This is a genomic window from Bradyrhizobium sp. LA2.1 (assembly GCF_040547725.1).
In the GTDB taxonomy this organism is placed as follows: Bacteria; Pseudomonadota; Alphaproteobacteria; order Rhizobiales; family Xanthobacteraceae; genus Bradyrhizobium; species Bradyrhizobium barranii.
Genome location: NZ_JBEPQI010000004.1, coordinates 73,215 through 93,406 on the forward strand (window position 1 = coordinate 73,215; position 20,192 = coordinate 93,406).

Annotated in this window: 35 protein-coding genes; 8 read left to right on the plus strand and 27 right to left on the minus strand. The window is 63.6% G+C overall.

Annotated elements, in window-relative coordinates; translation table 11 throughout:
* From ABIB95_RS08105 to ABIB95_RS08190, 18 genes are all read right to left on the minus strand, one after another.
* Positions 1-459: a GNAT family N-acetyltransferase gene (locus ABIB95_RS08105; protein ID WP_354238574.1), complete on the minus strand. Its 459-nt coding sequence runs from the start codon at positions 457-459 to the stop codon at positions 1-3.
* Positions 456-1,127 carry a hypothetical protein gene (locus ABIB95_RS08110; protein ID WP_354238576.1) on the minus strand — a complete coding sequence of 224 codons (672 nt, stop codon included), beginning with the start codon at positions 1,125-1,127 and terminating at the stop codon, positions 456-458. The genes ABIB95_RS08105 and ABIB95_RS08110 overlap by 4 nt, the downstream gene beginning before the upstream one ends.
* Positions 1,124-1,756: a hypothetical protein gene (locus ABIB95_RS08115; RefSeq protein WP_354238578.1), complete on the minus strand. Its 633-nt coding sequence runs from the start codon at positions 1,754-1,756 to the stop codon at positions 1,124-1,126. Before ABIB95_RS08115 ends, ABIB95_RS08110 begins: the two co-directional genes overlap by 4 nt.
* The gene (locus ABIB95_RS08120) at positions 1,753-4,359 is read right to left on the minus strand and encodes a phage tail length tape measure family protein (protein WP_354238580.1); all 2,607 of its coding nucleotides are present in this window, start codon (positions 4,357-4,359) and stop codon (positions 1,753-1,755) included. The genes ABIB95_RS08115 and ABIB95_RS08120 overlap by 4 nt, the downstream gene beginning before the upstream one ends.
* On the minus strand, positions 4,356-4,703 hold the full coding sequence (locus ABIB95_RS08125; protein ID WP_354238582.1) for a DUF1799 domain-containing protein: 348 nt from the start codon (positions 4,701-4,703) through the stop codon (positions 4,356-4,358). The genes ABIB95_RS08120 and ABIB95_RS08125 overlap by 4 nt, the downstream gene beginning before the upstream one ends.
* Positions 4,704-4,804: 101 nt before the next feature.
* A complete protein-coding gene (locus ABIB95_RS08130; RefSeq protein ID WP_354238583.1) occupies positions 4,805-5,122 on the minus strand; it encodes a hypothetical protein in 318 nt (105 codons plus the stop codon).
* Between the two features lie 39 nt (positions 5,123-5,161).
* On the minus strand, positions 5,162-6,100 hold the full coding sequence (locus ABIB95_RS08135; protein WP_354238585.1) for a phage tail tube protein: 939 nt from the start codon (positions 6,098-6,100) through the stop codon (positions 5,162-5,164).
* A 12-nt stretch (positions 6,101-6,112) separates the two neighbouring features.
* Positions 6,113-6,250 (minus strand): hypothetical protein, encoded by a 138-nt coding sequence (locus ABIB95_RS08140; protein WP_354238587.1) that lies wholly within the window; start codon positions 6,248-6,250, stop codon positions 6,113-6,115.
* Positions 6,247-6,687, minus strand: a complete 441-nt coding sequence (locus ABIB95_RS08145) for a phage tail terminator protein (RefSeq protein WP_354238589.1) — start codon at positions 6,685-6,687, stop codon at positions 6,247-6,249. The genes ABIB95_RS08140 and ABIB95_RS08145 overlap by 4 nt, the downstream gene beginning before the upstream one ends.
* Entirely contained in the window at positions 6,684-7,244 is a 561-nt protein-coding gene (locus ABIB95_RS08150) for a phage virion morphogenesis protein (RefSeq protein ID WP_354238591.1), read from the minus strand. The genes ABIB95_RS08145 and ABIB95_RS08150 overlap by 4 nt, the downstream gene beginning before the upstream one ends.
* On the minus strand, positions 7,244-7,672 hold the full coding sequence (locus ABIB95_RS08155; RefSeq protein WP_354238593.1) for a gp436 family protein: 429 nt from the start codon (positions 7,670-7,672) through the stop codon (positions 7,244-7,246). The genes ABIB95_RS08150 and ABIB95_RS08155 overlap by 1 nt, the downstream gene beginning before the upstream one ends.
* The gene (locus ABIB95_RS08160; protein WP_354238595.1) at positions 7,669-7,848 is read right to left on the minus strand and encodes a hypothetical protein; all 180 of its coding nucleotides are present in this window, start codon (positions 7,846-7,848) and stop codon (positions 7,669-7,671) included. The genes ABIB95_RS08155 and ABIB95_RS08160 overlap by 4 nt, the downstream gene beginning before the upstream one ends.
* The gene (locus tag ABIB95_RS08165; protein ID WP_354238597.1) at positions 7,849-8,067 is read right to left on the minus strand and encodes a hypothetical protein; all 219 of its coding nucleotides are present in this window, start codon (positions 8,065-8,067) and stop codon (positions 7,849-7,851) included.
* A 229-nt stretch (positions 8,068-8,296) separates the two neighbouring features.
* A complete protein-coding gene (locus ABIB95_RS08170; RefSeq protein ID WP_354238599.1) occupies positions 8,297-8,539 on the minus strand; it encodes a hypothetical protein in 243 nt (80 codons plus the stop codon).
* The gene (locus ABIB95_RS08175; RefSeq protein WP_354238600.1) at positions 8,539-9,018 is read right to left on the minus strand and encodes a hypothetical protein; all 480 of its coding nucleotides are present in this window, start codon (positions 9,016-9,018) and stop codon (positions 8,539-8,541) included. Before ABIB95_RS08175 ends, ABIB95_RS08170 begins: the two co-directional genes overlap by 1 nt.
* 8 nt (positions 9,019-9,026) lie before the next feature.
* Entirely contained in the window at positions 9,027-10,001 is a 975-nt protein-coding gene (locus ABIB95_RS08180; protein WP_354238601.1) for a capsid protein, read from the minus strand.
* Positions 10,002-10,043: 42 nt separating this feature from the next.
* Entirely contained in the window at positions 10,044-10,424 is a 381-nt protein-coding gene (locus tag ABIB95_RS08185; protein WP_354238603.1) for a hypothetical protein, read from the minus strand.
* Between the two features lie 17 nt (positions 10,425-10,441).
* Positions 10,442-11,629, minus strand: coding sequence for a phage protease (locus ABIB95_RS08190; RefSeq protein ID WP_354238605.1), 1,188 nt, complete (start codon positions 11,627-11,629; stop codon positions 10,442-10,444).
* A gap of 206 nt (positions 11,630-11,835) precedes the next feature.
* Between ABIB95_RS08190 and ABIB95_RS08195 the strand changes: the two genes are divergently transcribed.
* Together ABIB95_RS08195 and ABIB95_RS08200 are read left to right on the plus strand one after the other, a co-directional pair.
* Positions 11,836-12,111: a hypothetical protein gene (locus tag ABIB95_RS08195; protein WP_354238607.1), complete on the plus strand. Its 276-nt coding sequence runs from the start codon at positions 11,836-11,838 to the stop codon at positions 12,109-12,111.
* A complete protein-coding gene (locus ABIB95_RS08200) occupies positions 12,104-13,534 on the plus strand; it encodes a hypothetical protein (RefSeq protein WP_354238609.1) in 1,431 nt (476 codons plus the stop codon). The genes ABIB95_RS08195 and ABIB95_RS08200 overlap by 8 nt, the downstream gene beginning before the upstream one ends.
* A 58-nt stretch (positions 13,535-13,592) precedes the next feature.
* On the opposite strand, the gene ABIB95_RS08205 is transcribed toward ABIB95_RS08200, so the two are convergent.
* The 9 genes from ABIB95_RS08205 to ABIB95_RS08245 all read right to left on the minus strand — a co-directional run bounded on the left by ABIB95_RS08205 (position 13,593) and on the right by ABIB95_RS08245 (position 18,352).
* Entirely contained in the window at positions 13,593-14,147 is a 555-nt protein-coding gene (locus ABIB95_RS08205) for a hypothetical protein (protein WP_354238611.1), read from the minus strand.
* A gap of 16 nt (positions 14,148-14,163) precedes the next feature.
* Positions 14,164-14,436, minus strand: coding sequence for a hypothetical protein (locus ABIB95_RS08210; protein WP_354238613.1), 273 nt, complete (start codon positions 14,434-14,436; stop codon positions 14,164-14,166).
* Positions 14,436-14,702 carry a hypothetical protein gene (locus ABIB95_RS08215; protein ID WP_354238615.1) on the minus strand — a complete coding sequence of 89 codons (267 nt, stop codon included), beginning with the start codon at positions 14,700-14,702 and terminating at the stop codon, positions 14,436-14,438. The genes ABIB95_RS08210 and ABIB95_RS08215 overlap by 1 nt, the downstream gene beginning before the upstream one ends.
* Before the next feature lie 30 nt (positions 14,703-14,732).
* Positions 14,733-15,230 (minus strand): hypothetical protein, encoded by a 498-nt coding sequence (locus ABIB95_RS08220; protein ID WP_354238617.1) that lies wholly within the window; start codon positions 15,228-15,230, stop codon positions 14,733-14,735.
* A gap of 88 nt (positions 15,231-15,318) precedes the next feature.
* Positions 15,319-15,732 carry a DUF2513 domain-containing protein gene (locus ABIB95_RS08225; RefSeq protein WP_354238619.1) on the minus strand — a complete coding sequence of 138 codons (414 nt, stop codon included), beginning with the start codon at positions 15,730-15,732 and terminating at the stop codon, positions 15,319-15,321.
* Positions 15,733-15,769: 37 nt separating this feature from the next.
* Positions 15,770-16,561, minus strand: coding sequence for a hypothetical protein (locus ABIB95_RS08230; RefSeq protein WP_354238621.1), 792 nt, complete (start codon positions 16,559-16,561; stop codon positions 15,770-15,772).
* Positions 16,549-17,034: a hypothetical protein gene (locus ABIB95_RS08235; protein ID WP_354238623.1), complete on the minus strand. Its 486-nt coding sequence runs from the start codon at positions 17,032-17,034 to the stop codon at positions 16,549-16,551. Before ABIB95_RS08235 ends, ABIB95_RS08230 begins: the two co-directional genes overlap by 13 nt.
* Positions 17,031-18,098 (minus strand): LexA family transcriptional regulator, encoded by a 1,068-nt coding sequence (locus ABIB95_RS08240; protein WP_354238625.1) that lies wholly within the window; start codon positions 18,096-18,098, stop codon positions 17,031-17,033. Before ABIB95_RS08240 ends, ABIB95_RS08235 begins: the two co-directional genes overlap by 4 nt.
* Positions 18,098-18,352 carry a hypothetical protein gene (locus tag ABIB95_RS08245; protein ID WP_354238627.1) on the minus strand — a complete coding sequence of 85 codons (255 nt, stop codon included), beginning with the start codon at positions 18,350-18,352 and terminating at the stop codon, positions 18,098-18,100. Before ABIB95_RS08245 ends, ABIB95_RS08240 begins: the two co-directional genes overlap by 1 nt.
* Positions 18,353-18,456: 104 nt before the next feature.
* On the opposite strand from ABIB95_RS08245, the gene ABIB95_RS08250 reads away from it, so the two are divergent.
* The 6 genes from ABIB95_RS08250 to ABIB95_RS08275 are packed head-to-tail and all read left to right on the plus strand — an operon-like array spanning position 18,457 to position 20,143.
* Positions 18,457-18,678, plus strand: a complete 222-nt coding sequence (locus ABIB95_RS08250; RefSeq protein ID WP_354238629.1) for a hypothetical protein — start codon at positions 18,457-18,459, stop codon at positions 18,676-18,678.
* Positions 18,675-18,833: a hypothetical protein gene (locus tag ABIB95_RS08255; protein WP_354238631.1), complete on the plus strand. Its 159-nt coding sequence runs from the start codon at positions 18,675-18,677 to the stop codon at positions 18,831-18,833. Before ABIB95_RS08250 ends, ABIB95_RS08255 begins: the two co-directional genes overlap by 4 nt.
* Positions 18,830-19,066, plus strand: a complete 237-nt coding sequence (locus ABIB95_RS08260; protein WP_354238633.1) for a hypothetical protein — start codon at positions 18,830-18,832, stop codon at positions 19,064-19,066. The genes ABIB95_RS08255 and ABIB95_RS08260 overlap by 4 nt, the downstream gene beginning before the upstream one ends.
* Positions 19,063-19,500 carry a hypothetical protein gene (locus ABIB95_RS08265; RefSeq protein ID WP_354238635.1) on the plus strand — a complete coding sequence of 146 codons (438 nt, stop codon included), beginning with the start codon at positions 19,063-19,065 and terminating at the stop codon, positions 19,498-19,500. Before ABIB95_RS08260 ends, ABIB95_RS08265 begins: the two co-directional genes overlap by 4 nt.
* The gene (locus ABIB95_RS08270) at positions 19,497-19,973 is read left to right on the plus strand and encodes a hypothetical protein (RefSeq protein ID WP_354238637.1); all 477 of its coding nucleotides are present in this window, start codon (positions 19,497-19,499) and stop codon (positions 19,971-19,973) included. The genes ABIB95_RS08265 and ABIB95_RS08270 overlap by 4 nt, the downstream gene beginning before the upstream one ends.
* The gene (locus ABIB95_RS08275; RefSeq protein ID WP_354238639.1) at positions 19,970-20,143 is read left to right on the plus strand and encodes a hypothetical protein; all 174 of its coding nucleotides are present in this window, start codon (positions 19,970-19,972) and stop codon (positions 20,141-20,143) included. Before ABIB95_RS08270 ends, ABIB95_RS08275 begins: the two co-directional genes overlap by 4 nt.
* Positions 20,144-20,192 lie beyond the last annotated feature (49 nt).

Genomic DNA, 20,192 nt, shown 5'->3' on the forward strand with positions numbered 1-20,192 from the left:
TCAAACCGCCTTCAAGAAATGGGTCTCGGCGCGCCGATAACCCCGCCGCTCGTAGAGCCGCGCAATGACCGGATCGTCGCCCATGCCCGCCATGCCGACAAAACTGCACCGCTTCCCTCGCGCCCAGGCCTCATAGGCGTCGAGCATTGCGATTGCCGATCGACCGCGGTGGCACGGATCGATCCACCACACTGTTTCGCTGGCGAGCCAAACTGGCCCGAACGGATGCTCGATGGCGACCGCCAACAGGATGCCTTGGGCGATGTCGTCGACATCGTGAACGATTGCACAGCCGTTCATCATCTCTAGATGCTGAACGAACAGCCGCTCGGCATAGGCAGCCGTGAAGGGCACGGCGAACCCGCTTGCACCCGTTCCGTCGAAGCCGGCCGCGAGATGGGAATCGCGGAGCAGCTCGATCGCGCGGCCGGTGTCGGACATGGTTGCACCGCGGATCATTTGTTGAACAGCCCAGAAGCCTTGGCGATGCCGACGAGGTCGATCGGCCCACTTTGCTTGCCCCAATATTGCTGCCACTCGGAAACGGTCGCCGTGTCCTGGTAGAAGTTGTCGGTGGCGCTGCGCAGCCGCTGCGAGGCGTCGGAGCGCGTGTCGGGATTGGAGCGCGTCAGCTCGGCGGTGTGGCCCGTGCACGAGAGCGAGACATCGCCCGTCTCGCCTTCCTTCGGCGTGGTGACGGGCGCAGTGTCGATGGTCCCGACGAAGCGCGGAAACGCCGGCGCCACCATGACGTTGGTCGAGATGTCAAACAGGCCGCGGAAGATCTGCACCTTGCCCTGTTTGCAGTCGTAGCCGCGAACTAGGTCGTTCACCCGGTCCGCGACCTGCGCCAACTTGATCGTGATCTTCTGCACCGTGAGGTTCGACACGCGCGGGATGTCCGAGATGGAGATCAGACCGCGGGCGCCGCCAAAGGTGCGAGTGACGGTCGAGCCGGTGTCTGGGTCGATCACTTGCGCGTCGATCGAGCCGATGTCCGACCAATAGCCGTCAGTAACGGGATTGCCCGTGGTGCGGTCGCGCACGACAAACCAGATGAAATCGCGCGGCTTCAGCCGGCGCGCCTGGAGCGCCGCGAAATTCGGAGCGGAGAGCGAACCGGTCATGCGAGATACTGCTCGATCTGAAACGCGATCCGCCCGGACTTGCCGCGCGTCTGCGTCGGCGCCACCGACTTCGGCGTGAGGGTAAAGAGCCCGCGCGGCGCCTTCACATTCACGGCCGCCGACAATGCCCATCCCGCGCGCAGATGCGGACGCACCTCGAATTGCGGCGTGACGCCGCTGCCGTTCGCCGTGACGGTCTCCATCACCTGGTGCAGCGCCCGGCCGCCGGTGTAGTTGAACGACAGGTAGTCGCCGCGCGAGACGACCTGGGCGGCATTTACTCCGGAGAGCGAGACCGCCTTGTTGTTGGCGTTCACCGATGCCAGCAGGCCGTTCGATGCAGATCCGTCCTTGTGGGCACGCGGCCACGGCCGCCGGATGTCCCAGGCCTCGAACGGATTGATGACGCCGTCGAGCGAGTTCAGCACGGCCTGATAGTCGACCAGCACGTCGTTGTAGAGCTCGTCTGTGGTGTAGGTGCCGAACCACAGCGCCGGACCGAGATCCTTGCCGATCGACGTGCCATCCGCGAGCCGGCTGGTTTCCTGCTGTGGCGTGAGATCGAAGTTGAACGGCGGCGCGAAGCCGACCAGCGTCAGGACGTCGGTGCGCGGGAAACTGATGCTCATCCGAACTTCCGCTCAGTTTGGGCCTGCGTCGCGGCAGCTCCGACGTGATCGACGAATTGCGGACTCGACACGTAGCCGCTCACCGTCTCGTTGGCCGACTGCATCGAGACGTTCTTCACGAAGGCCTGAAGATTGCCGTTGTTGTCGACGGAGACGGCGACATCGACCTTGACGCCCGACGATTGCCCGGCGCCCCAGCTTCCACCCGATGAACTGCCGACAAAACCACCGTCCGCGTAGCCGCGCAGGCTGCGGTGCAGGCCCGACAGGAAGCCGACGCCAGCGCGGCCGACAGAGGTTTGGTCGAACACGTACTCGCCCTTGTGAACGACGCCGGCGGGCTCCAGGCGTCCGCCGCGGCCCGTGAAGCCGCCGCCGTCGAACATCGGAAACGAGATGCCTCCAGTGCCGGCACCGAGCCCCGTCGCGTTGGCGACCTGGCCGTAACTGCCGACCGATCCGCCACCGAGGCCGAGCAGTCCCATCAGCCCGCCGCCACCTGATCCGCCGAACGCCGCGCCCAAAAGATTCTGCCCGGCGATGTCGATCAGCTTGTTCGAGATCGCCGTAAGCGCGCTCACGCCGGACTTTTTGAGCGCGTCCCACCAAGTCGAATTGTTGGCGATCGCAGATGTGAACGTTTGCATCGGTCCTTGCACGAGACCGGTGTAAGCCGACCTCAACAGATCCGCGTTGGCGGTCGCTTCTCCCAGCGCCGCGGCTTCGCGCTGGATCTGGCTGATGTTCTCGGGCGTCAGCTCGCGGCCGGAGCGCCGCGCCTCGTTGATCGCGTTCTGCGCGGCGGCGTACTCGGCCGCCTTGCCGGCCGACATGCCGACCGTCGCAGCCTCGACGTTCTGCGCGTCGGTGCTCGCCCTGATCTGGGTGACGCCGATGGTCTGATCAGCGGCGAGCTGCTTGAGGAGTGCGGAGCGCCGGCTGTCGATCGTGATGCCTTGTAGGCTGGCTGCTTGCAGGTTCAATTCAACTGATCGCTGCGCTTCGGCAGCCGTCGTCGTCTGACCGTACAGGGCAAGCCGAGTTTGCGCCTGCTGGATGATGGTTGCTTCACCGCCCTCTGCCTGCTTGCCACGCAGGGTAGCGAGCGTCCTCGCTTCCTCAGCGGATGCTCCCTGCTTAATCGCCTCGTTGTAGGCCAGCTGATATTCAACGCGCTGGCGCATCGCCGGCGATTGATCCGACAGCAACCTGCTCTGGAGCGTCAGGCTGTCGATCTGCGACTGGATCGGATCGGCCAGCCGCGGGTTGAGCGCCAGCGTCGCGGCCTGGTTTTGCAGACGGGCAAACGCCAGCGGCAACTGTTCGCCCACCTTCTGGCGAAACGTCTCGAACGCCGGGTCATTCATGACCTTGGTCAGTAGCTCGAGGTTGGCCGTTACGTTCCTGATGATCGCCGGTGCCGGCGCCAGCGCATCGACGATGGGAGACGCTTGCAAGGTCGTCTGGGCCGCATCGACGCCAAGTGCCGCCTTGCGGCTCTGCTGAATCTTGATCAGCGCATCGTTGACGGCATTGAGCTGCTCCCGCATCTGCGAGACATCAAATTCCGGCAGTCCCGCCTTCGCCGTGGTTTGGATTAGTGCTTCAAGATCCTTGCGCTGCTTTTCGAGCGCACTCTCGGATTGACCCGCGAGCCCGTTGACGCCGAGCTGGCTGATGAACTTGCCTGTCGAGTCATACGCACGACTTGCGCTGTCCGTGATGACATTCAGCGACTTCGCCCAGAAACCCGTCTGATCCGTGGCTTTGGCGATCGACGGTGCGATGGCATCCGACAGGACCTTGATCGCCTCCTGCCGGTTGCCCTGCGCTTCGAGCGTGGCCACGTACTTCACCGTCGCGGCGTCGATGCCGCCGATGCGCTGGGCAAGTTCCTTGGCACCTTCGCCCGGCGAGGCAAACACCTTGGCGACATACTGGCCGGCAGTCGGGATGTCGGTGCCCAGCACGTTCGCAAAGCTCTTGGCCTGCGATGTCAGAAGCTCGATGTTTTCTACGCCGATCTTGCCGGTCGCGGCGAGCGTAGTCGCGAACTCTCGGGCACTCGACGTGGACACCGTGCCGAACGATCTGCTCGCCTCGGCGATCCTATTGATGTCGCCGACGGTCGCACCTGATGCGCGGCCGATGCCTTGCAGGCCGACCTGGATCGTCTTCTGCGAGTCCTGCCAGCTGACGGTTGCTGTCGCCGCCGTAAGAGCGAGCGCAGCCACCGAGCCGACGGCCAGGCGCGCCGGCGTGAGGATCTTGCCGAGGCCGGACGTGACCTGGCCGAAGAACTCGCCGACCGTGCCTTTCGATGTCGCAAAGATGTCGGCGACCTGCGTGCCCTGTTGCGCCAGCACCATGAACGGCGACTGCCCGGAGACCAGCGACACGCCGACGTCCTGGAGCTGGCGCGATAGGTTGATCATCTCGTGCCGGGCGAGGCCTGCACTCTTGGCGACGTTGTCGTTTGCCGAGTTCGTGGCGGCGTTGGCCTTCGCCGCGGACGCGCCGATGTCGCTGACGGCCGTGCTCGCGTCCTGCGCCGCTTTCTTGGCGCCGGTCGCATCACCGTCGATGACGAGCGAGACTCTCAACTCAGATCCTCATTCAACGCGTTGCAGGCTGCCGTCTCCATGACGCGCAGCCCGCGCCACAACGCCGGAGTTACCTCGATCGATTCAGCATCGAGCCCGACCTTCACGGCGGTGTAGTCGAGGCCGATTGCGACCGAGACGGTCGGTGCGATCCCGCCGCCGGCCGGCGAGATCAGTCCGCCTGCGCTCGATGGTGCCACCCGCCACTGCGTGCAGACGGCCAGGAAGGCTTCCACGATGGCGACGTTCTCCGGCCAGATGCCCTCGAACTCGTCGCCGGCATCCGGCCCGGCGGTGTCGGCGTCGAGCGCTTCCCGCAAGACCGCGAGCGACGCCGCATCCATGCCTGCTTCCGCCATGCCCTCGACGATCGCATCGTCGGAAGTGGTGCTTTCGTCCGGGGCTGCCGATCGCGCCGCTCTCGCCCAGCGCCTGGCAGCCCATTTCAGTTTCCCTGCGGGACTTTGCGGATGGCCGAGGTGTAGTGAGTGATCAGCGCCTGCTGGACGTTGGAGTTGCGCAGGATCGCGGCGCGCAGCTCGGCCGTGCAAGCGACCGGATTTTTGCCGTCGTCGACCAGGTCATGGAAGGTGTTGACGACGGCCTGAAGAAACGCGTCGTCAGTCTGTGCGACCTGCTGCATCTCGTCGCTCGGAATGTAGTTGAAGGTGGTTTTCAGCACTTCGTCGCTGAATCCGCCGTCGACGGGCATCGAGACCTTCACGTCATGGGTGAAGGTACGCTTTGCAGTGACGTTGAACATGCTTGAAAGTCTCCTGACAGTGGACGTTGGTGAGGTGGATCAGGTCGCCGCGAGCGACCACTGGTCGTTGCCGGCGGTCGGCAGCGGCAGCATCTTCAACCCGCGCTCGGCGATGCCCTGGTTGTTCGAGTAGCCGCTCGGGCGCTGGAACTGTGCGGTCGGCGCGCTCAAGGTGATGATGTTGCCGGCGGTGACGCCGTGGGTCAGCGAGACCGGAACCGTCGCGGCAGTCGTAGCGAGGCCGTGGAGATCGAGGCTTCCAGCGCCGGACACGGGCACGGCCTCCGAGGTGAACTCGATCTGCTCCTTGTGGTCGGTCAGCTGAATGCTCTCGCTGTTGATCAGCAGCCGCGGCTCGACCGGGTTGGCCAGGTCGAGCGAGAAGCTACGCGTCACCAGGGCAACGCTGTTCACCGTGAACTGGGTGTTGGCCTTGTTGACGATCACCGGCTTCTTCCACGCGGTGAAGACGGGCGTTGCCGCGGCCACCTCGCTCGGCGGCGTATAGAGGCCCCAGAACTTCCAATGCACGAAGGGAATGCCCTGCGCGTTGATGTTGAGCTTGCCGGTGCCGCGCGAGCCCTTGATCGCGTGTAACGTCGAGCCCATCCAGAACTTGTGATAGGCGCTCTCGATGGAATCGGTGATCGGCGAATAGGTCACCGATGTCGTCGGCACGATCACCTCCGCGCAGCCAGCGGCGCGGAACAGCGGCCCCCACGCCGGGGCGGTGCCGGCGGTGCCGGAGCCGGCCAGCTCGGTGTCGAACTCGATCGTGATGTGCGTGTCGGCCGGAAGGGTCGGCTGGTTGCCGAAGTTTGGCTGCACGAGATCGCGCGAGACGTCGTTGCCTTCCATGTCGGAGATCGAGACGTTCTTCGCCAGGATCGCGTTCGCTGCACCCGTCAGGGTTGGGTCAGTCGCGTAGGCCGTCTCGATCTTGGAGAGCAGCACCATCTTGCGGAAATAGATCGGCATGGCTCAGAACTCCTAGCTTTTCTTCGACGTCGACGGCGGCTTGCTTTCCTTCACCGCCGGCTTCTCTTCATTGCGCGCCAACGAACCGTCGGGCTGCCGGATGAAGCTGCCGCCAGCGGACGGCTGCTCATGCTTGATGTCGTCGCTCATGTGATCCTCAGTTGGTCGGTCAGCGAAAAATCGATCTGGTAGAGCACCAGCCCATTGTCGGCGGACAGCAGCCGGCCACGGCGCACATAGAAAACGTCGGCGCTATTGTCCGACCCCCAACCGGCGACCGCGTTGACAACGTTTTTCTTCAGCTCGCCGATCGACGGCAGCGCCTTCTTGGCCTTGGCGTCGCCGCGCGCCTTCACACCGAGAATGACGCCCACGGCGTCTTCGATCATCTGCGTGTGCACGCCGGTCGCGGACTCGCCGCCGCGATCGTCGAAACCGAGCGGGACGACGAAGGCAAAGACGTCGTGTTGAGGCAACGCGCCCGCGGCGATCAGCGCCGCCAGCTCGGCGATGTCCTCGATCCGGCCGGCGAGCGCGGGGACCTGGTCGGCGATCCGTTCGGCGACGCTCTGCTCCAGCGTGCTCATTGCAGCGCACCTCCGGCCGAGAGGAAGTTTTCGAAGATCGTGGTGATGGTGCGCGGATCGTCCTGGTCGAGGCCGAGGAAGGGCCGCGCCGGCAGTGTCACGGTGTGGGCGCCAATCCGCCGCTTCTGCGCAAGGGTCGCCTTCTTGGTCGCCCTGGCGAAGCGCCAGGTGCCGGTTTTCTTGTTCACCTTGAAGTGCAGCACCGCATCGCGCGCCGCTTTGTCGACGCTGCCGCCGAACTGATGGATCGCGGCATAGACGACGTTGGTGCCGATCTCGACGCCGGTGCGTGAGGCGTTGGCGGTGACCGATCGATAGAGCCGGGCCGACAGCTTCAGCGTCTTGCCGCCGTACTTCTTGACGCGCAGGCTCTTCGGCCAGGGCGAGCCGTCTGGCGCGACGCCTCGATCCCAGCGATCATGCGTCGAGGTGATCAGCGCCTGGCCGACATCTTCGAAAGCCAGCGTCGGATCATCCAGGCGCGCGATCAGGCCGCCGAGATCCGCGAGTGCTTCCTCGGCATCCTTTAACCCGACCTGGAGCAGTGCGCCGGTCATCAGATGAAGCCCTTCATATTGTCGGGCGTGAAGTCGCGCGGACGGTCGGTGACCTTGACGCCGGTCGCGCCGGACGATGCCGGCTCGACGCCAGCGACGTTGAGGCGGATGGTGCCCGCGGCGACCTTATCCAGGGTCTTCAATGCGTCCTGATAGTCAGTTCGGATCTTCTCGGCGACGCTGTCGCCGTGCAGTTTGTAGATCGCAATCGACTTGGCGAGATCCTTGAGCAATGCCGGCGTCGTGGCGAGTGGCAGCTGGTACCGGCCGAGCAGATAGCCATCGATCATTGCGTCGGTGTCGGTCAGCGCGTCGGCGACGACGGCCGCGTCGATCGCACCCGCCGGCGGCGTGGCCCGGTCGGTCAGGTCGATCAGCGCGGGCTCGCCGAAGCGCTCAATCATTTCGGCTTGCGTGGTGTAGGTCATGCGGCCTCCGGCACAAGAGGCGCGCGCCATGCGAGCTTGCGGATGACGTCGCCGGCGCGACGGCCGCGCACCTTCGCCCAGTCGATCGCATCGACGTCCTGCAACAGCGAGACCGTGCCATCGCCATGATCGACTACGACTTCACGCGGCCAACGCTGTCCCAGGGTGGAGTTCATTCAAACCGCCTTTGAAGGCGGGTTGATGCCGCGCAGATGATCGAGCAGCGCATCGACGAAGCCGATCGAGCTGGACAACACCTTGTCTTCGTCGAAGCTGCCGGCGCCGATCGAGGACTGCACTTGCATGACGATCGAGCGGATGGATGCGCCGGACGCGAAGGCCGCTCGGCCTTCCTGATAGCTGGGCTCGTCAATCGAGAAATCGGCCTTCGGCATGTGATGCGCCCTTGGTGAAACTGTTCCCTCGGTCCCGCCGCTCAGGCATTCGCGCCCTAGGAAAGGACCGAGGGATGATCCGTGAGCCGCTGTCTGTCAGGACCCAATCAGCTGCGGGTGATTGGCACGGCGCACGAATTCCGAACTGGTTGCGGGGGCAGGAATTGAACCCGCCGAAGGCTATCGACTTTCGACGCCCACTCGACTTGCCCGCGGAAAGGACCGGACGTCAGTCCGGGATCAGCGTCGGTTTGATCTCAAGCAGCTGCAACGTGAAGTCGCCGTTGCTCATGAGATGGCCTTGCGCCTTGACCGCAATGATCTGCTGATTGAAGTCGGGCGGTTTCGGCATGCTCTTGAGCGCGACGCCAATGAAGTCGACTACGACGGCCGGAAGGCTCGCCTTGCGGGTTTCGAGGAGCTGGAGCGCATGGGTGCGCGAGCGACCGGTGAATTCGACGTAGAACGACATCAGGCCTCCTGATCATCCGGCCAGTCGCCGTCGACGACGGTGGCTGCCTTGAGGGCGAGAAACTGCTTGCGCGTGAGCGCGACGGAGGTGCCGACCTCGCACTCTTCGCCGTCATGGTTGAGCGGACGCAGCACGTTAAAATCGCGCCTCTCAGTTGATTTCTGTTGGGACGGTTTGGCCTTGCTCGGCGTGGTCGTCGCGGCTCCCGGCGCTTCGCCGGCAGATCCGGGCGTAGCGGAAGACGAAGACGCTCCGGCCGGGTCCGCTGACGAATTATCTGGGGCTTGTCGCTGTTGGCCCGAGGCCTCCTCGGCTTCTGCGGCCGAATGGGTGGCGGGCTCCTCGTCGGAGCCCGCCGGTGCGTCCGGCGCAGTCTCGCTGGACGCTTCGCTTGCCGCCTCAGCCGGCGGCTTGGAATCCTTGGCCTTGCGCTCGGCCGCGGCTTTCGCGGCAGCGGCCTTCTCTGCTTTCGTTACCATGGTGATCCTCAGGCAACCGCGTTCTGGATGAAGTAGCCGACGTCCTGGGCGACCACGACCTCCTTGAGCCGCTCACCCGTGCGGATGCGAATGCCGCCGGTCAGGCCGACATCCTGGTCTTCGATGCGGCCGGCGATCTTGTTGCCGTAAGTCGCGGTGAGACCGAAGGTGATGCCGCCGGCTTCGGGCTGCGCGATGGGGTTGATGTAAAGCAGCGCAATATGCTTGCCCCAGGCACGGGCCAGCGTCGCGGCCTGGCCGGGCTTCGCCGTGTTGTAGAAGGCGTCACCGACGAGCACCTCATTGATGCCCTGGTCGGCGAACAGCTCGGCAACCTGCTGGCGCGTCACGATGCCGGCGTTGGTGACGTTGCCCTTCACGGCGTTGACGATCTTTGGATGGCTCGACAGCTTCGACCAGGCCGCGCGGCCCATCACCATCTTGTTCGGGGGATAGACCAGCGTGGATTCGGTGCCCGTCTTGATCACGCCGATCGGATCGGAGTTGGTGTAGTCGGAAAACTGCGAGGTACCGGACAGCGTGACCTGGCGCGCGCCGTTGTAGTTCGCGGCGTTCTGCACGATGCCGGCGACGCGTACTTCGCGGATGTTGTTGATAGTGTCGGTCAACGTCTGGGCCGCGTGAGCCTCAGGGTCCCACATTGACAGACCCAGCGTGCGCGCGTTTGCAGCGGCGTCGATATCCGAGTTCGGGATCGGCGCGTCGAGACCGTAATCGTCAACGGCGTCGTTCTGCGTCGTCCCGTTGAACTCGAGCTGCTGGACGCGGCCGCGGCGGCCGACGCGCGCGTCTGGGACGTTGAAGGCCTGCGCGAGATCGTACAACGTCCACTTGAACTTCTCGCCACCGACTGGCACGCGCGGCAGCACCGCATCGGCGATGAGCGACTGCGCCGGGTTGCGATAGCCGATCGCGATGGCGGTAAGGACGGGATCGACGACGAAGGGACGATTGGGAGCCATGATATTCTCGTGAGCTGGTGATGCAGGATTGGCGGGAGACGGTTACGGCAGCTGCAAGAGGCCGGGCTGCACGTCGAAGTCGATGACGTCGCCGGCGACGCCGGGCTCCTCGGCGAAGCCGACCAAGCGTTTGATCGTAGTCGCGGCGCCGACAAGCTTGATCGCGTTGCCGCTGGCATCCGAGGTAAGCGGATCGCCCGCCGCGACGATGCCGCCGAGCGTCACCTGGCCGAGACCGCGACGGATCACGTCGACGGTGTTGCCGTTCGAGCCGCCCTGTGCGTCGGAAACGCCCATGATCGGATCGGTGGCCGCGCTCGCGGTCGCGACCTTCTTCGAGGCGGCAACGTCGGAGAACTTGACGATCTTGAACGGCGCGACGTCGGCCGTGCAGATGTGGGACCGGATGAAGGTGGGGATCATGTGCCTAGAGGCTCCAGTTACTTCGGCGGGTTGGCGGCGACGAAGGTGACAGCGGTTGCGTAGTCGATGGTCTGGCCTTGCTCTGCGAGCTTCTTCTGATGCGCGGTCGCAGCGGCAGCGAGCGCGACCGGATCGCTCGCCAGTTCCTTCTTGTCGGCGGACGGCGTCACGGTGAGCAGCGCGCCGGGCTGCACGATCGGAAACGCCTTGATCTCGGTCTCGACCACGGCGGCGGATTCGGGGCTCACGGAGTGGCGCGCGATGTAGTGATCGCGCAGCGCTTTGACGCCCATGCGCCCGCGCGCGATCTCACCATCGACGAAGACCTCAGCCCGCTCCTTGGCGGACGTGGCGATCGCGGTGTTGAGACGGGTGGTCACGGTCGACAGTTCGGACTGAAGTGCTTTGACTTGGTCAGGTACGCCGGTCGCGAGCTTCTCGACCGCCGAGACGACAGCCGCGGGATCGCTTGCATTCTGCAGACCGGCTGCCTTGGCGACCGAGGCGAGCGCATCAGCCGCCTTCTTGACGGTGCTCAGGACGGTCTCACCGCTGGCATCCTTGGCGAGACCGAAGGCGGTCGAGATGGACTGCATCGCCGTGCCGCCGGCATTGAGGGCCTTGATCGTGGTGATCACGGCGGTTTCGTCGGCGGTGTCGCCGAGGCCGAGCGCCTGGCGAATTTGGGCGAGCAAGTCCATGTCGGAAGTCTCCTGTGTGTTGAGTGCGGCCATGCCGATGAGGTTCGGCGTGTTGGTGAGCGAAGCCCGCAACACCCGCATGATGTTGCCGGCCTTGTCGTGGGCGAATACGGGCGAGATGAAGCGATAGGCCTTGTCGGCCATCAGCGCCTTGCCGGCCGCATTCCAGTCGACGCGCGCATAGATGCCGTCGGCGCGCGCCTGGAGATCGGTGAACCAGCCGCGCGCCGGGGCCGGACGGCCTTCAGTGGCAGCGAGGTCTGTCGCGTGGGTTTCGTCGAGCACGAACTGGCCGCCCGGCGCCGCCTTCATGCTCTCGGCGGCGAGATGCGCCGCGTCCTGCATGCGGTACGGGCCGCGACCATCAACGGTCTCGATCACACCGCCTTTGCCGGCGGGCACGATCATGATCCATTCGGGCACGGCGCCTTGCGCGCTGAAGGCGATCTCGACGCCGACGCCGCGAACCGTGTTGAGCGCTGTGCTTGTGTTTTTCCCCGACATGCGACCACAATGGCCGGGACAGCGCCTGCTTCGTAACCCTGACACGTGTCAGGGTGCGGAATTCAAGGTCGACAGCTTAACTGTAGCGCATCGCTCGCCTTCAACGCTGGAGCATCGCGCAGTGTCAGATCATTTCAAGTTTCACAAGTTTTGCAACGTCGCTTTCGACGTGACGGTTCCTCTCTGCTTGGCGAAGGTGATCTGAGATGCCCAGCGAGATCCTGGCGATCGGTACTACCGCGCAAAACTCCGCGGACCAGGTCGTGGTAGCCGGCACACCTCTCACGGTCTGCCTGAAGGATGCCGCTGGCCCCGACGTCGGCGGCTACGCCTGTGTCGATATCTTTCTGAAGGCCGACACCGGCGAATATTTCCTGATCGACAGCCTCACGACAGCGAAGCCCGCGCTGATGATCGTCGCTCCTGGCACGTATCGCTTCAGCCGCCGCGCCGGCACGTCTTGCGGCGTCTTCAGTGGTTAAAGCTACACATGGACTGACGCGGTCGCTGACGCATCCGCTTGCGGTTGCGCCGTCGCTGTTGACTGACCTTGGCGCGGTGCTGCCGCCGAACTACATGCCGTTCTCTGAAGACCCTACGAAATTCAACTGGCTTGTTGGAGGTACAGGCGCCGCCATCCCGCACATCTGGAGCGCTGGTTCGACGCTTACGTTGGGCACCAAGACGATTGTCTGCGACATCCCCGGCGGCGAAGCGACAAAGGGCTACACCTGCACCGGGATGGATGTCGATCCGGACAATAGCAACAATCTGTGGCTCGGAAATCTTGGTCCGACGCGCAACGGTTATCCTGGCACCGGCGGCAACCTGACCGCGACGTCGATCGTCCAGATGACAAAGGCGGGCGCATTCGTTTCGCAGGTCTTCGTGAACGAGAGCGCGCAGGGCTCCATTCAAGGCGTCACGGTGGTGCGCGAAGCCAGCGGCGCCAAGTATCTCGCCTACGCGTCCGGCAATGCGAGCGAGCCGTATATCTTCTTCATCGCGCGCGACGGATCTCCGGTGCGGACGAAGCTGGCGCTGCCGTTCGTACCGAACGCTCTCGACTGGGACAATGCGCGACAGGCGCTGGTGATTGGCGACAGCAGCAACGGCGATTTGTGGTGGGTCACACTCGGTGGCGTTTTCTTGCGGTACGCCGACTTCAAGGGCTGGCCGGGCGGCTTCGATCAGATCTCCATCGATCTCACACGCGGCACCGGCGGCTATGTGTGGGGCACAGCGGGCGCGAACGGGTCGACAGCCGATCTCGTCGCCTACGACATCGACCTGGACAAGATCGTAAATCGGTGGGTGCTCGGATCGGCCTTCGCGAACGAAGGGCTTCTGGTCGATGCCACCACGATCTATTCGGCGAACGATGGGTTTTTCCATCAGTACGGCAGTGCGCCCAATAGCTCTGCGCCGAACAACGAAAACTCGCTGCAGACCTATGCCGTGCCGAGCGTGACGCAATGGGACTACGCGCGGGTCTACAAGTCGAGCGAACTCACCGGCCCGTACGGGCGGCAGCCGTATCACCTGATCCTCAACCGCGGGCCGGGCAACACCAGCGCCGACTATTGCATCATCACCCGCGATGCGGACGCTTCGATCAACGGGCAGACGGCGATCTTGTCGTGGTCAGGGAAGAGCTTCGACCCGGCAGGAACAGCAAACCTCGGCATGCGTCTGCTGAGTGGCGGGTCGATGACCAACAAGGTCTTTGGTGCGAGCTATTCGAGACCCACGCTATCGAACACATTCGCCAGCGGCGCCAACAACACGCAGCTCGGAACGCGGGGCACGCAGACTCCGGACAACGTCGTCAACATGGTGGGGACGGCGCTCGCGGTCAATCTTGGGGCGGTCTCGCTCCCTTACAAAGCGAGAGTGGGCGCCTAGCCACTCGCCAGCTCAGTCATCGCTATTCCCCCACGCATTGCAGACGGCCAACGGTGAACTAGAGAAACGGAGAAAGCGCCTTCAACGCGGCGTCAACTGCGGTTGCTCTCGTCCGATTGAACTCCGCGACGAAGGGCGCTAATCGACCAGGCATGAAGATCAAGGAGCGGTCTTCTGGCGTTCCTGGATGCTGCTGGCCACCAGCCAGGATGAGATCTGTCAGATAGGCCTCATTCAGGACGTAGGCGTCCATAACCTTGCGAACTGCGTCTGTTCCGAGCAAGCCAATCTTTGAGGTCGCGTCATCGAGCAGTCGCGCCGAGGGCGCAGGGACCACGAAACCTTGCTTTGGATCAGGCGGGTTGCTCTCTAGGTGCTCGGCGTTCTCAATGAGTGTTCGTCGCATCCCAGTGAGTTCGGCGTGCAGCACCGTGGCCACGGCCGTGCGGTCGTGCCTGCGCAACCGATCGTCGCGGCGACGATTTAGCGATGCATTTACGAGCGCTCCGGTCAAAAGCGCGATCAACCCGAGGCTTGAACCAGTAAGCGTACCGACGAAGCTTGCGCTGCTCTGTGGCAGCTTACCCAGCCAATCCCAAAAGTGCTCCCACATAGATTGCTCCAATTAGTCAGCGAATGAGATTGATCTTGCGTGCCGTTCGCTTCAAGTCCGGCATCGGCTTTCCCTGATTAAGCGCCCGCATCATTCCGATCCGTGCCAGCATCGTCGGGCCGCCATTATCGGCGACCAGGAGCAATGCCTCGATCGCCGCCTTCCACTCCGGCCGGTCGTGGATGTCAGGCGGTAGTGCGGCGATGTAGCTGCCGGCATCGAGCAACGTCGTCAACTCGCCGCCGTCCGGCAACAGAATCGGATCGTCGAAGCGCGCGGACCAAGCCATCAGGTCGCTAGCAGATTCTCACCCGCCGGCTTCAGCCGCACGTAAGTCCCGCTCTTGTGCAGCTCCAACCAACCGCGCTCGACCGCGAACGTGATGCCGGCGCCGAACTCGCTGCCCTTGGCCTTGTGCGTGAACAGGAACGGCGCGATGATCTTCTCGATATGGATGCGTCCGTCCTGTACGGCTTCGACGCTCGCCGCGATCTCGACCAGCTTGCGGGCTGCGGCTTCAGGATCTTCGAACGGGCGGGCGGCAGCGTACTTCATCGTTTCTTGTCCTCAACCTTTCATCAACAGCTAGACCAGGCCCGCCGGATTAAGGAAAATCTCCAACTCGCGAATGCCGGTGGCGCCGTCATATGTGAACCTCGTCGCCTGCAGGAATTTGCGGCCGAGGATCACCCGCCAGGGCGAGTTCCTTCCGCTCAGGTTGATGCCCCCGGCGCCGGTCTCGTGCATCATGTTACCAGCTCCGGAATAGAGCATCATCCAAATGCGATGGCTCGTCATCATCGCAGATCCGGCGACACCTTGGTTGATCAGTCGGTCGAGCACCGGAGGATTGTGAGCCCTGATCAGCTCTTCATCGATCAGATTCCACTGCGACCCGGTGTCGATCAGCGCCTTCACCCTGGTAATGCCATTCAACACCGCCCCGCCGGGCACTTGCGTCGGTGGTTGAAAGCTCACGCCCAGCTCGATGCATGGCTGACCATCGAAAGGGTGATCCGTTTTCCGGCCGTCGTGAAGCAGCCACTCAACTTCCACTCTGATCGATTCCGGCGGTGCGCTCATCGGCTTTTCCTGTTGTGAAGGTATCCCGTCTCCCAGCTCAGCCAGTACGCAGGATAGGTGACGAACTGTCTCGAATATCTCTCGCTGCTCATAGTTCCAGCCCCGGCAACCTTTCCTTCAGGTACTGCTTGCCATATGCCTTCGCGAGGTCGAGCAGTAGATCGAAACCGAAGTTGCCGGCCTTTTTTGCTCCGGCGACGGTCTTGGCCCAGACGTCCTTGTCGCGGACTGCTTCGAGAAATTCGTGCCCTCGCCAGGTCAGGACGGCGCCTTCCCACATGCGCCCCACTTCATCATCGTCCACATCATTCGACATGTACGGGATTTCCTGCCCCTTAATGAGACCGACCTCGTCGATCAACATCGCCAAATGATACCAAAGCTTGCGCTTCGCCTCGCGGGAGGCATCGGGGGATTCAAGTTCGTCTGTATCCTCAATTGGGTCTGGCGATGCTTCGATCTTCAGCAAGAGTTCTCGCACATAATCCATATCCCGCTTCATCGACGCAGCTCCTCGGCGGCACCATAAGTGGCGTACTTCATCGTTGGGCCTTCTCCGTCGTGTCGCCGTCCGGCCTGGCAAATGTCAGCCGCAGAATATGGGCGCGCTGCCGCCGGCCTCGCACGTCCGAGCACGGCTCGCAATAAAGCGCCGGCTCCAGCTTCCAGATCGGCGTGTAGGCCGGCCGCTTGATCGTGCGCAGCGACACCAGCGAGATCCGCCGGCATCGGTTGCACTTGGCCTCGACCAGGTCGTAGCCGGCATTGAGCGCCTTGGCGATCGTCGGGTTCGCCTGGGCTTCGCCAGGCGATGGCATCGCCGGGCCGCCAGCCCACATGATCGCATTCCACGCGTCGCACTCCAGCCGGTCGGCGTCGCGCAGCTTGGCCTCGGCGGCTTCCCGGATCAGTACGGACTCCCGGAAATAGCTCGCGTGCAGGCCGTGCGCCTGGCGGATGCCTTTGGCCTGGGCCTTGCGGTCGCCGCCCGAGAGCGGGATCTGGATGATGCGTGGGGACACCGCCCATGATGGCGCCGAATCTGCCCAGAGAGAAGCCGCTAGGGCTGGTGCGCCGGCCTCGGCCGGCAACAGCGGCTTGGTCAACGGAATGATGGGCCGTGAAACACCGGTTTCCCGTGAAACGATGCCCTGAAGGCCCCCGATCGGGATGGCGACCGAGGGGATGAGGCGGAATAGGCCCGCGCCGGGGCTCAGGGGCTTCAATTCTATCTTCAAAGACTTCCTGACGGATTTGTGCGCGCCGACGCCCAAACGCATGGGCGGGCTTCTAATCGGGTCGCCAGTTCCGAGCCGGGTCAGGGCGTCCATTTCTCCCGGGTTCGAACGCAAGGAATCGCGTTCATCGCCTTGTCGACCCCGGTCAGGTCAAAATCGAAGAACAATGTCGGAGATCGAGCGGGAGACAATTCGACCCTGATCCGCTTCGCCCCCTCTAACTCTTCCGGCTGAGCCCAGCTCGACATGCCGTTGCCGTTCGAATTTACAGGCATCAAGCGCGGTACGACTTCGCGCTGATCCACCCTGTAGCTCAATCCCATGCGCCCACGCGAAAACCTCGAACCGGTCTCGATCGATAGAACGAGACCACCGACAACCGGGCTTTCAAGGCAATTAATCACAAGACGCGCGAAGACACCGTGATCCCGTTCCTTCGCCGGTAAGGTGGCGACTTTGACGTCTCGATCGGACAAGCGATCCTTGTAGGACGTGATTGACCAATCGGCAGCAACTGGCGAGCACGCAAGCAAAGTCGTCAGTACGACCACAATCGCCCGCCTCATTTCGCGATTCCCCGCTGCGACCGAGCGGCGGCCTTCGTAGATTTTTGTCGGGCGACGTTACGCACCTGCCTCTTCGGAACGATTGCGACGATCTCGCTAGCCCAAGAAAGCCTCACATCCACGATCGGTCGAGCATTGAAGCTCTCCAGATTGTAGAGGTGCGCCTTCGAGCCAGGTTTAAGGACCTTCAGATACCGATGCCCTTCCGCGGTCACGACTGCCGCTTCCTCACCCAACAAGCTTGAGATGGCGCGCTCCGGGTCCCTAAACACGACCACCACGGTCCCATCCGAATACTTCGGCAGCATGGAGTCGCCTGCCACTTCGAAGCCAATGACATCGCCCGCTATGATGATTGGCAGTTCGACTTGGTCGAGACCATCGGGAGGAGCCTGCTCATAGTCGGGCTCGATCTGAGCGCCTCCGCCAATGCGTCCCATAATAGGGACAACCGTGCGTCGCTCATCCAGAGAAGCCTCGGCCGGCGCAGCCTCCTCCTCATCACCGAACATGATCTGACGGGCGCTGGTCTTGGCGCCCGATCGATTGAACCGGCGCGCATAGCGCTCGGCGTCATTCATTCCGATCGTTCGAGTGCCAGCCTCGTGCGTCCGGTAGCTGCTCTCTTTCCAGCCGTTCTCAAGTGCAGCTTCCCTTGCCGAGCGATAGCCGGCCGCCTTCCTAGCCGCCGTCAACCGCTCGCCTTGCGCCTTGCGTAGTGCCGATTCGTCCATGTTACATCTTGTAACTACGAGATCGTTACGTGCCGTCTTGACTTTAATCGCTACATTTTGTAGCGATTTGGGATGCGCACATTCCGAGACGTAATCGAATACTTCGGCGGACCAGCCAAATTCGGTGCCGCCGCCGACATCGACGACGGCCACGTCCGCGTCATGAAGCACCGAAACAAAATCGATTCGGCCTATTGGCCGCGGATCATCGCCGCCGCCGCCAAACTCGGAAAACCCGAGGTCACGCTCGAGCTCCTCGCGAAATGCGCGACCGTTAAACCGCGTAAAAACGCTTCGCGGCGACGGAGGGCGGCATGATTCCCGCACCATCAATGCCGCCGCGCGTCGCGGCCATGTCCAGCGCCGCCCCGCATCTCCTGCATGACATTGGGCAGCGCGCTTCGCGGCAGCACGATGCTGCGCACCTTGCATCGGGCGCCGCTGCCGTTGGCCGGGACGTCCACCCACCACACCAGGCGCAGCCAGTCCTCGTGATCCTGCACGTCACAGCCGGAGGCGAAGTCGTCTCCGACATGATGCGGGTCGAGGATCGGGCGGCGGTGCTCGTGTCGGCGCGGTGCCATCGGGTACTCCTGACTGAACTCTCCGGCAGCCGTAGTTCTACCGGGCGCGGCGCGGCGGTCGATTCAGAACTGCACGGCGAATCTGAACTCGGACGGGGGCGCGCATGACTTCGCACCATTCACCGTTCGACCCAGATACCAGCGTCCAGGTCGATGTCGATCTCGTCAGGGTCGACCGATTCGGCCTCGTCGTGCGTGACCGCGCCGACGGGCGCGAGCACGCGCTCGGCTATGACGGCATAGCGATCGGCTCCAACGATAAGGGCACCGCTTACACGCTGATCATTCCGCGCGCGCTCGCTCAGATGCAGGGATTCTGCGAATGAGCGCGCGCACAACCCTTGCCATCCGCAGCCTGATCGCGGTCGCGGTGCTCACCGTCGCCGGCCTCGTGCTAGTCGCCGGCAGCGCGCATGATCAGCAACGCGCCGGGATCATTCGCGTGCAGCACGCCGTCTCGATCGCGACGGTGCGGCCGTGACGCAGCGATGCATCGCCCGCATGGACGGACGCCGGCAACGGTTCTTCGTCGGCCGCTATCGCAACACGGGGACTTATCCCGCGCCCGCGACAACAGGGCGCCATGACAAGGCGCGCGCCTATGACGACGAAGCGGTCGCAGCTCTTGTGTGCGCCGTACTCAATCTCGGTGCTTATGCCGTGACGCGCAGCAAGCCCTGGGCCGTCATCCCGCTGCCGGAGGCGCGGAAGTGACACGGCCGCGCACGCCAGACGAACAGCTGCCTCCGGTCGCGCGCCGCTTCTCGCAGGAGCGCGTTCGCGCCGATCGCGTCTCCGTCCGCATAGCCCGCGCGGTGGCCGAGGCGATCAAGGAATCCGGCCGTTCGCGCGAAGAGATCGCCGAGGAGATGTCGAACTACCTCGGCGAGAAGGTCACCGCCGACGTGCTGTACCAGTATTCCTCGCCGGCCAACGAGCGCAGCAACATCCCTGCGCATCGGTTGATCGCACTCCTCGCCGTGACCGGCGACGACCGCCTGATCAACGCCGCGGTCCAGGACACGCCATTCATCGCCATCAGCAACCGCTTCGAGCCGCTGATCCAGCGCGAGATCGCGCGCGAAGAAATCGCGCGCCTGAAGAGCCTCGAAGAAGAGGCAGACGCAAAATGGAGGGCCAGCAAGTGACGACGATTCTTCTAAACAGATCGCAGGCGAGCGCGCTTTGGTACGCGATCCAGGGTGATGGCCGCGGCGGACTCAAGAGACGTGGCCAGCGCTGGGAGTTCACGTTCAACGGCCTCTGGTTCAAGCCGAGCACGGTCGAAAGCCTACTCACGATCGGACTGCTGCGCCGTGTGGGCTCGCAGTTGGTCCGCATTACTGATGCAGGGCGTGCGGCCTTCGAGGAGAATGGCCGGCGTCGGCAGGGCTGCAAGCTGCCCCACGACGCGAAGACACTGAAGCAGATCGCCGCCGAAGCTGATGAAGCCGTCCCGGAGATCACGTGTAACGCTGACGGCTCGATCGAATTCAAATGCGCCGGCTGCGGCGAGCAAGTCTTCATGGCCGTCGATGACGGCTATGGCTTTCCGGCGTGCTTCGAGTGCCGCTGGTTCGGCGAGCATCCGCACCTCGCGAGGCCGGAGGCGCGCCCGTGAGCAAGCTCGAAATCATCATCACGCTGCTCGCCGTTCTCTATCTGCCGGTGCTGATCGGCGCTTGCTGGATCAGCTTCCGCATCGGCGTCACCTGCGGCAAGTCGCGCGGCCATGACGAAGCCAGCCAGCTCTGGCCGCAGCACTCGGATTACGACGACCGCTCGCGCTGAACGCGCGGCGGACGGGCTCGCCCAGAATTGGGCACGGGGGAAGTTTGGA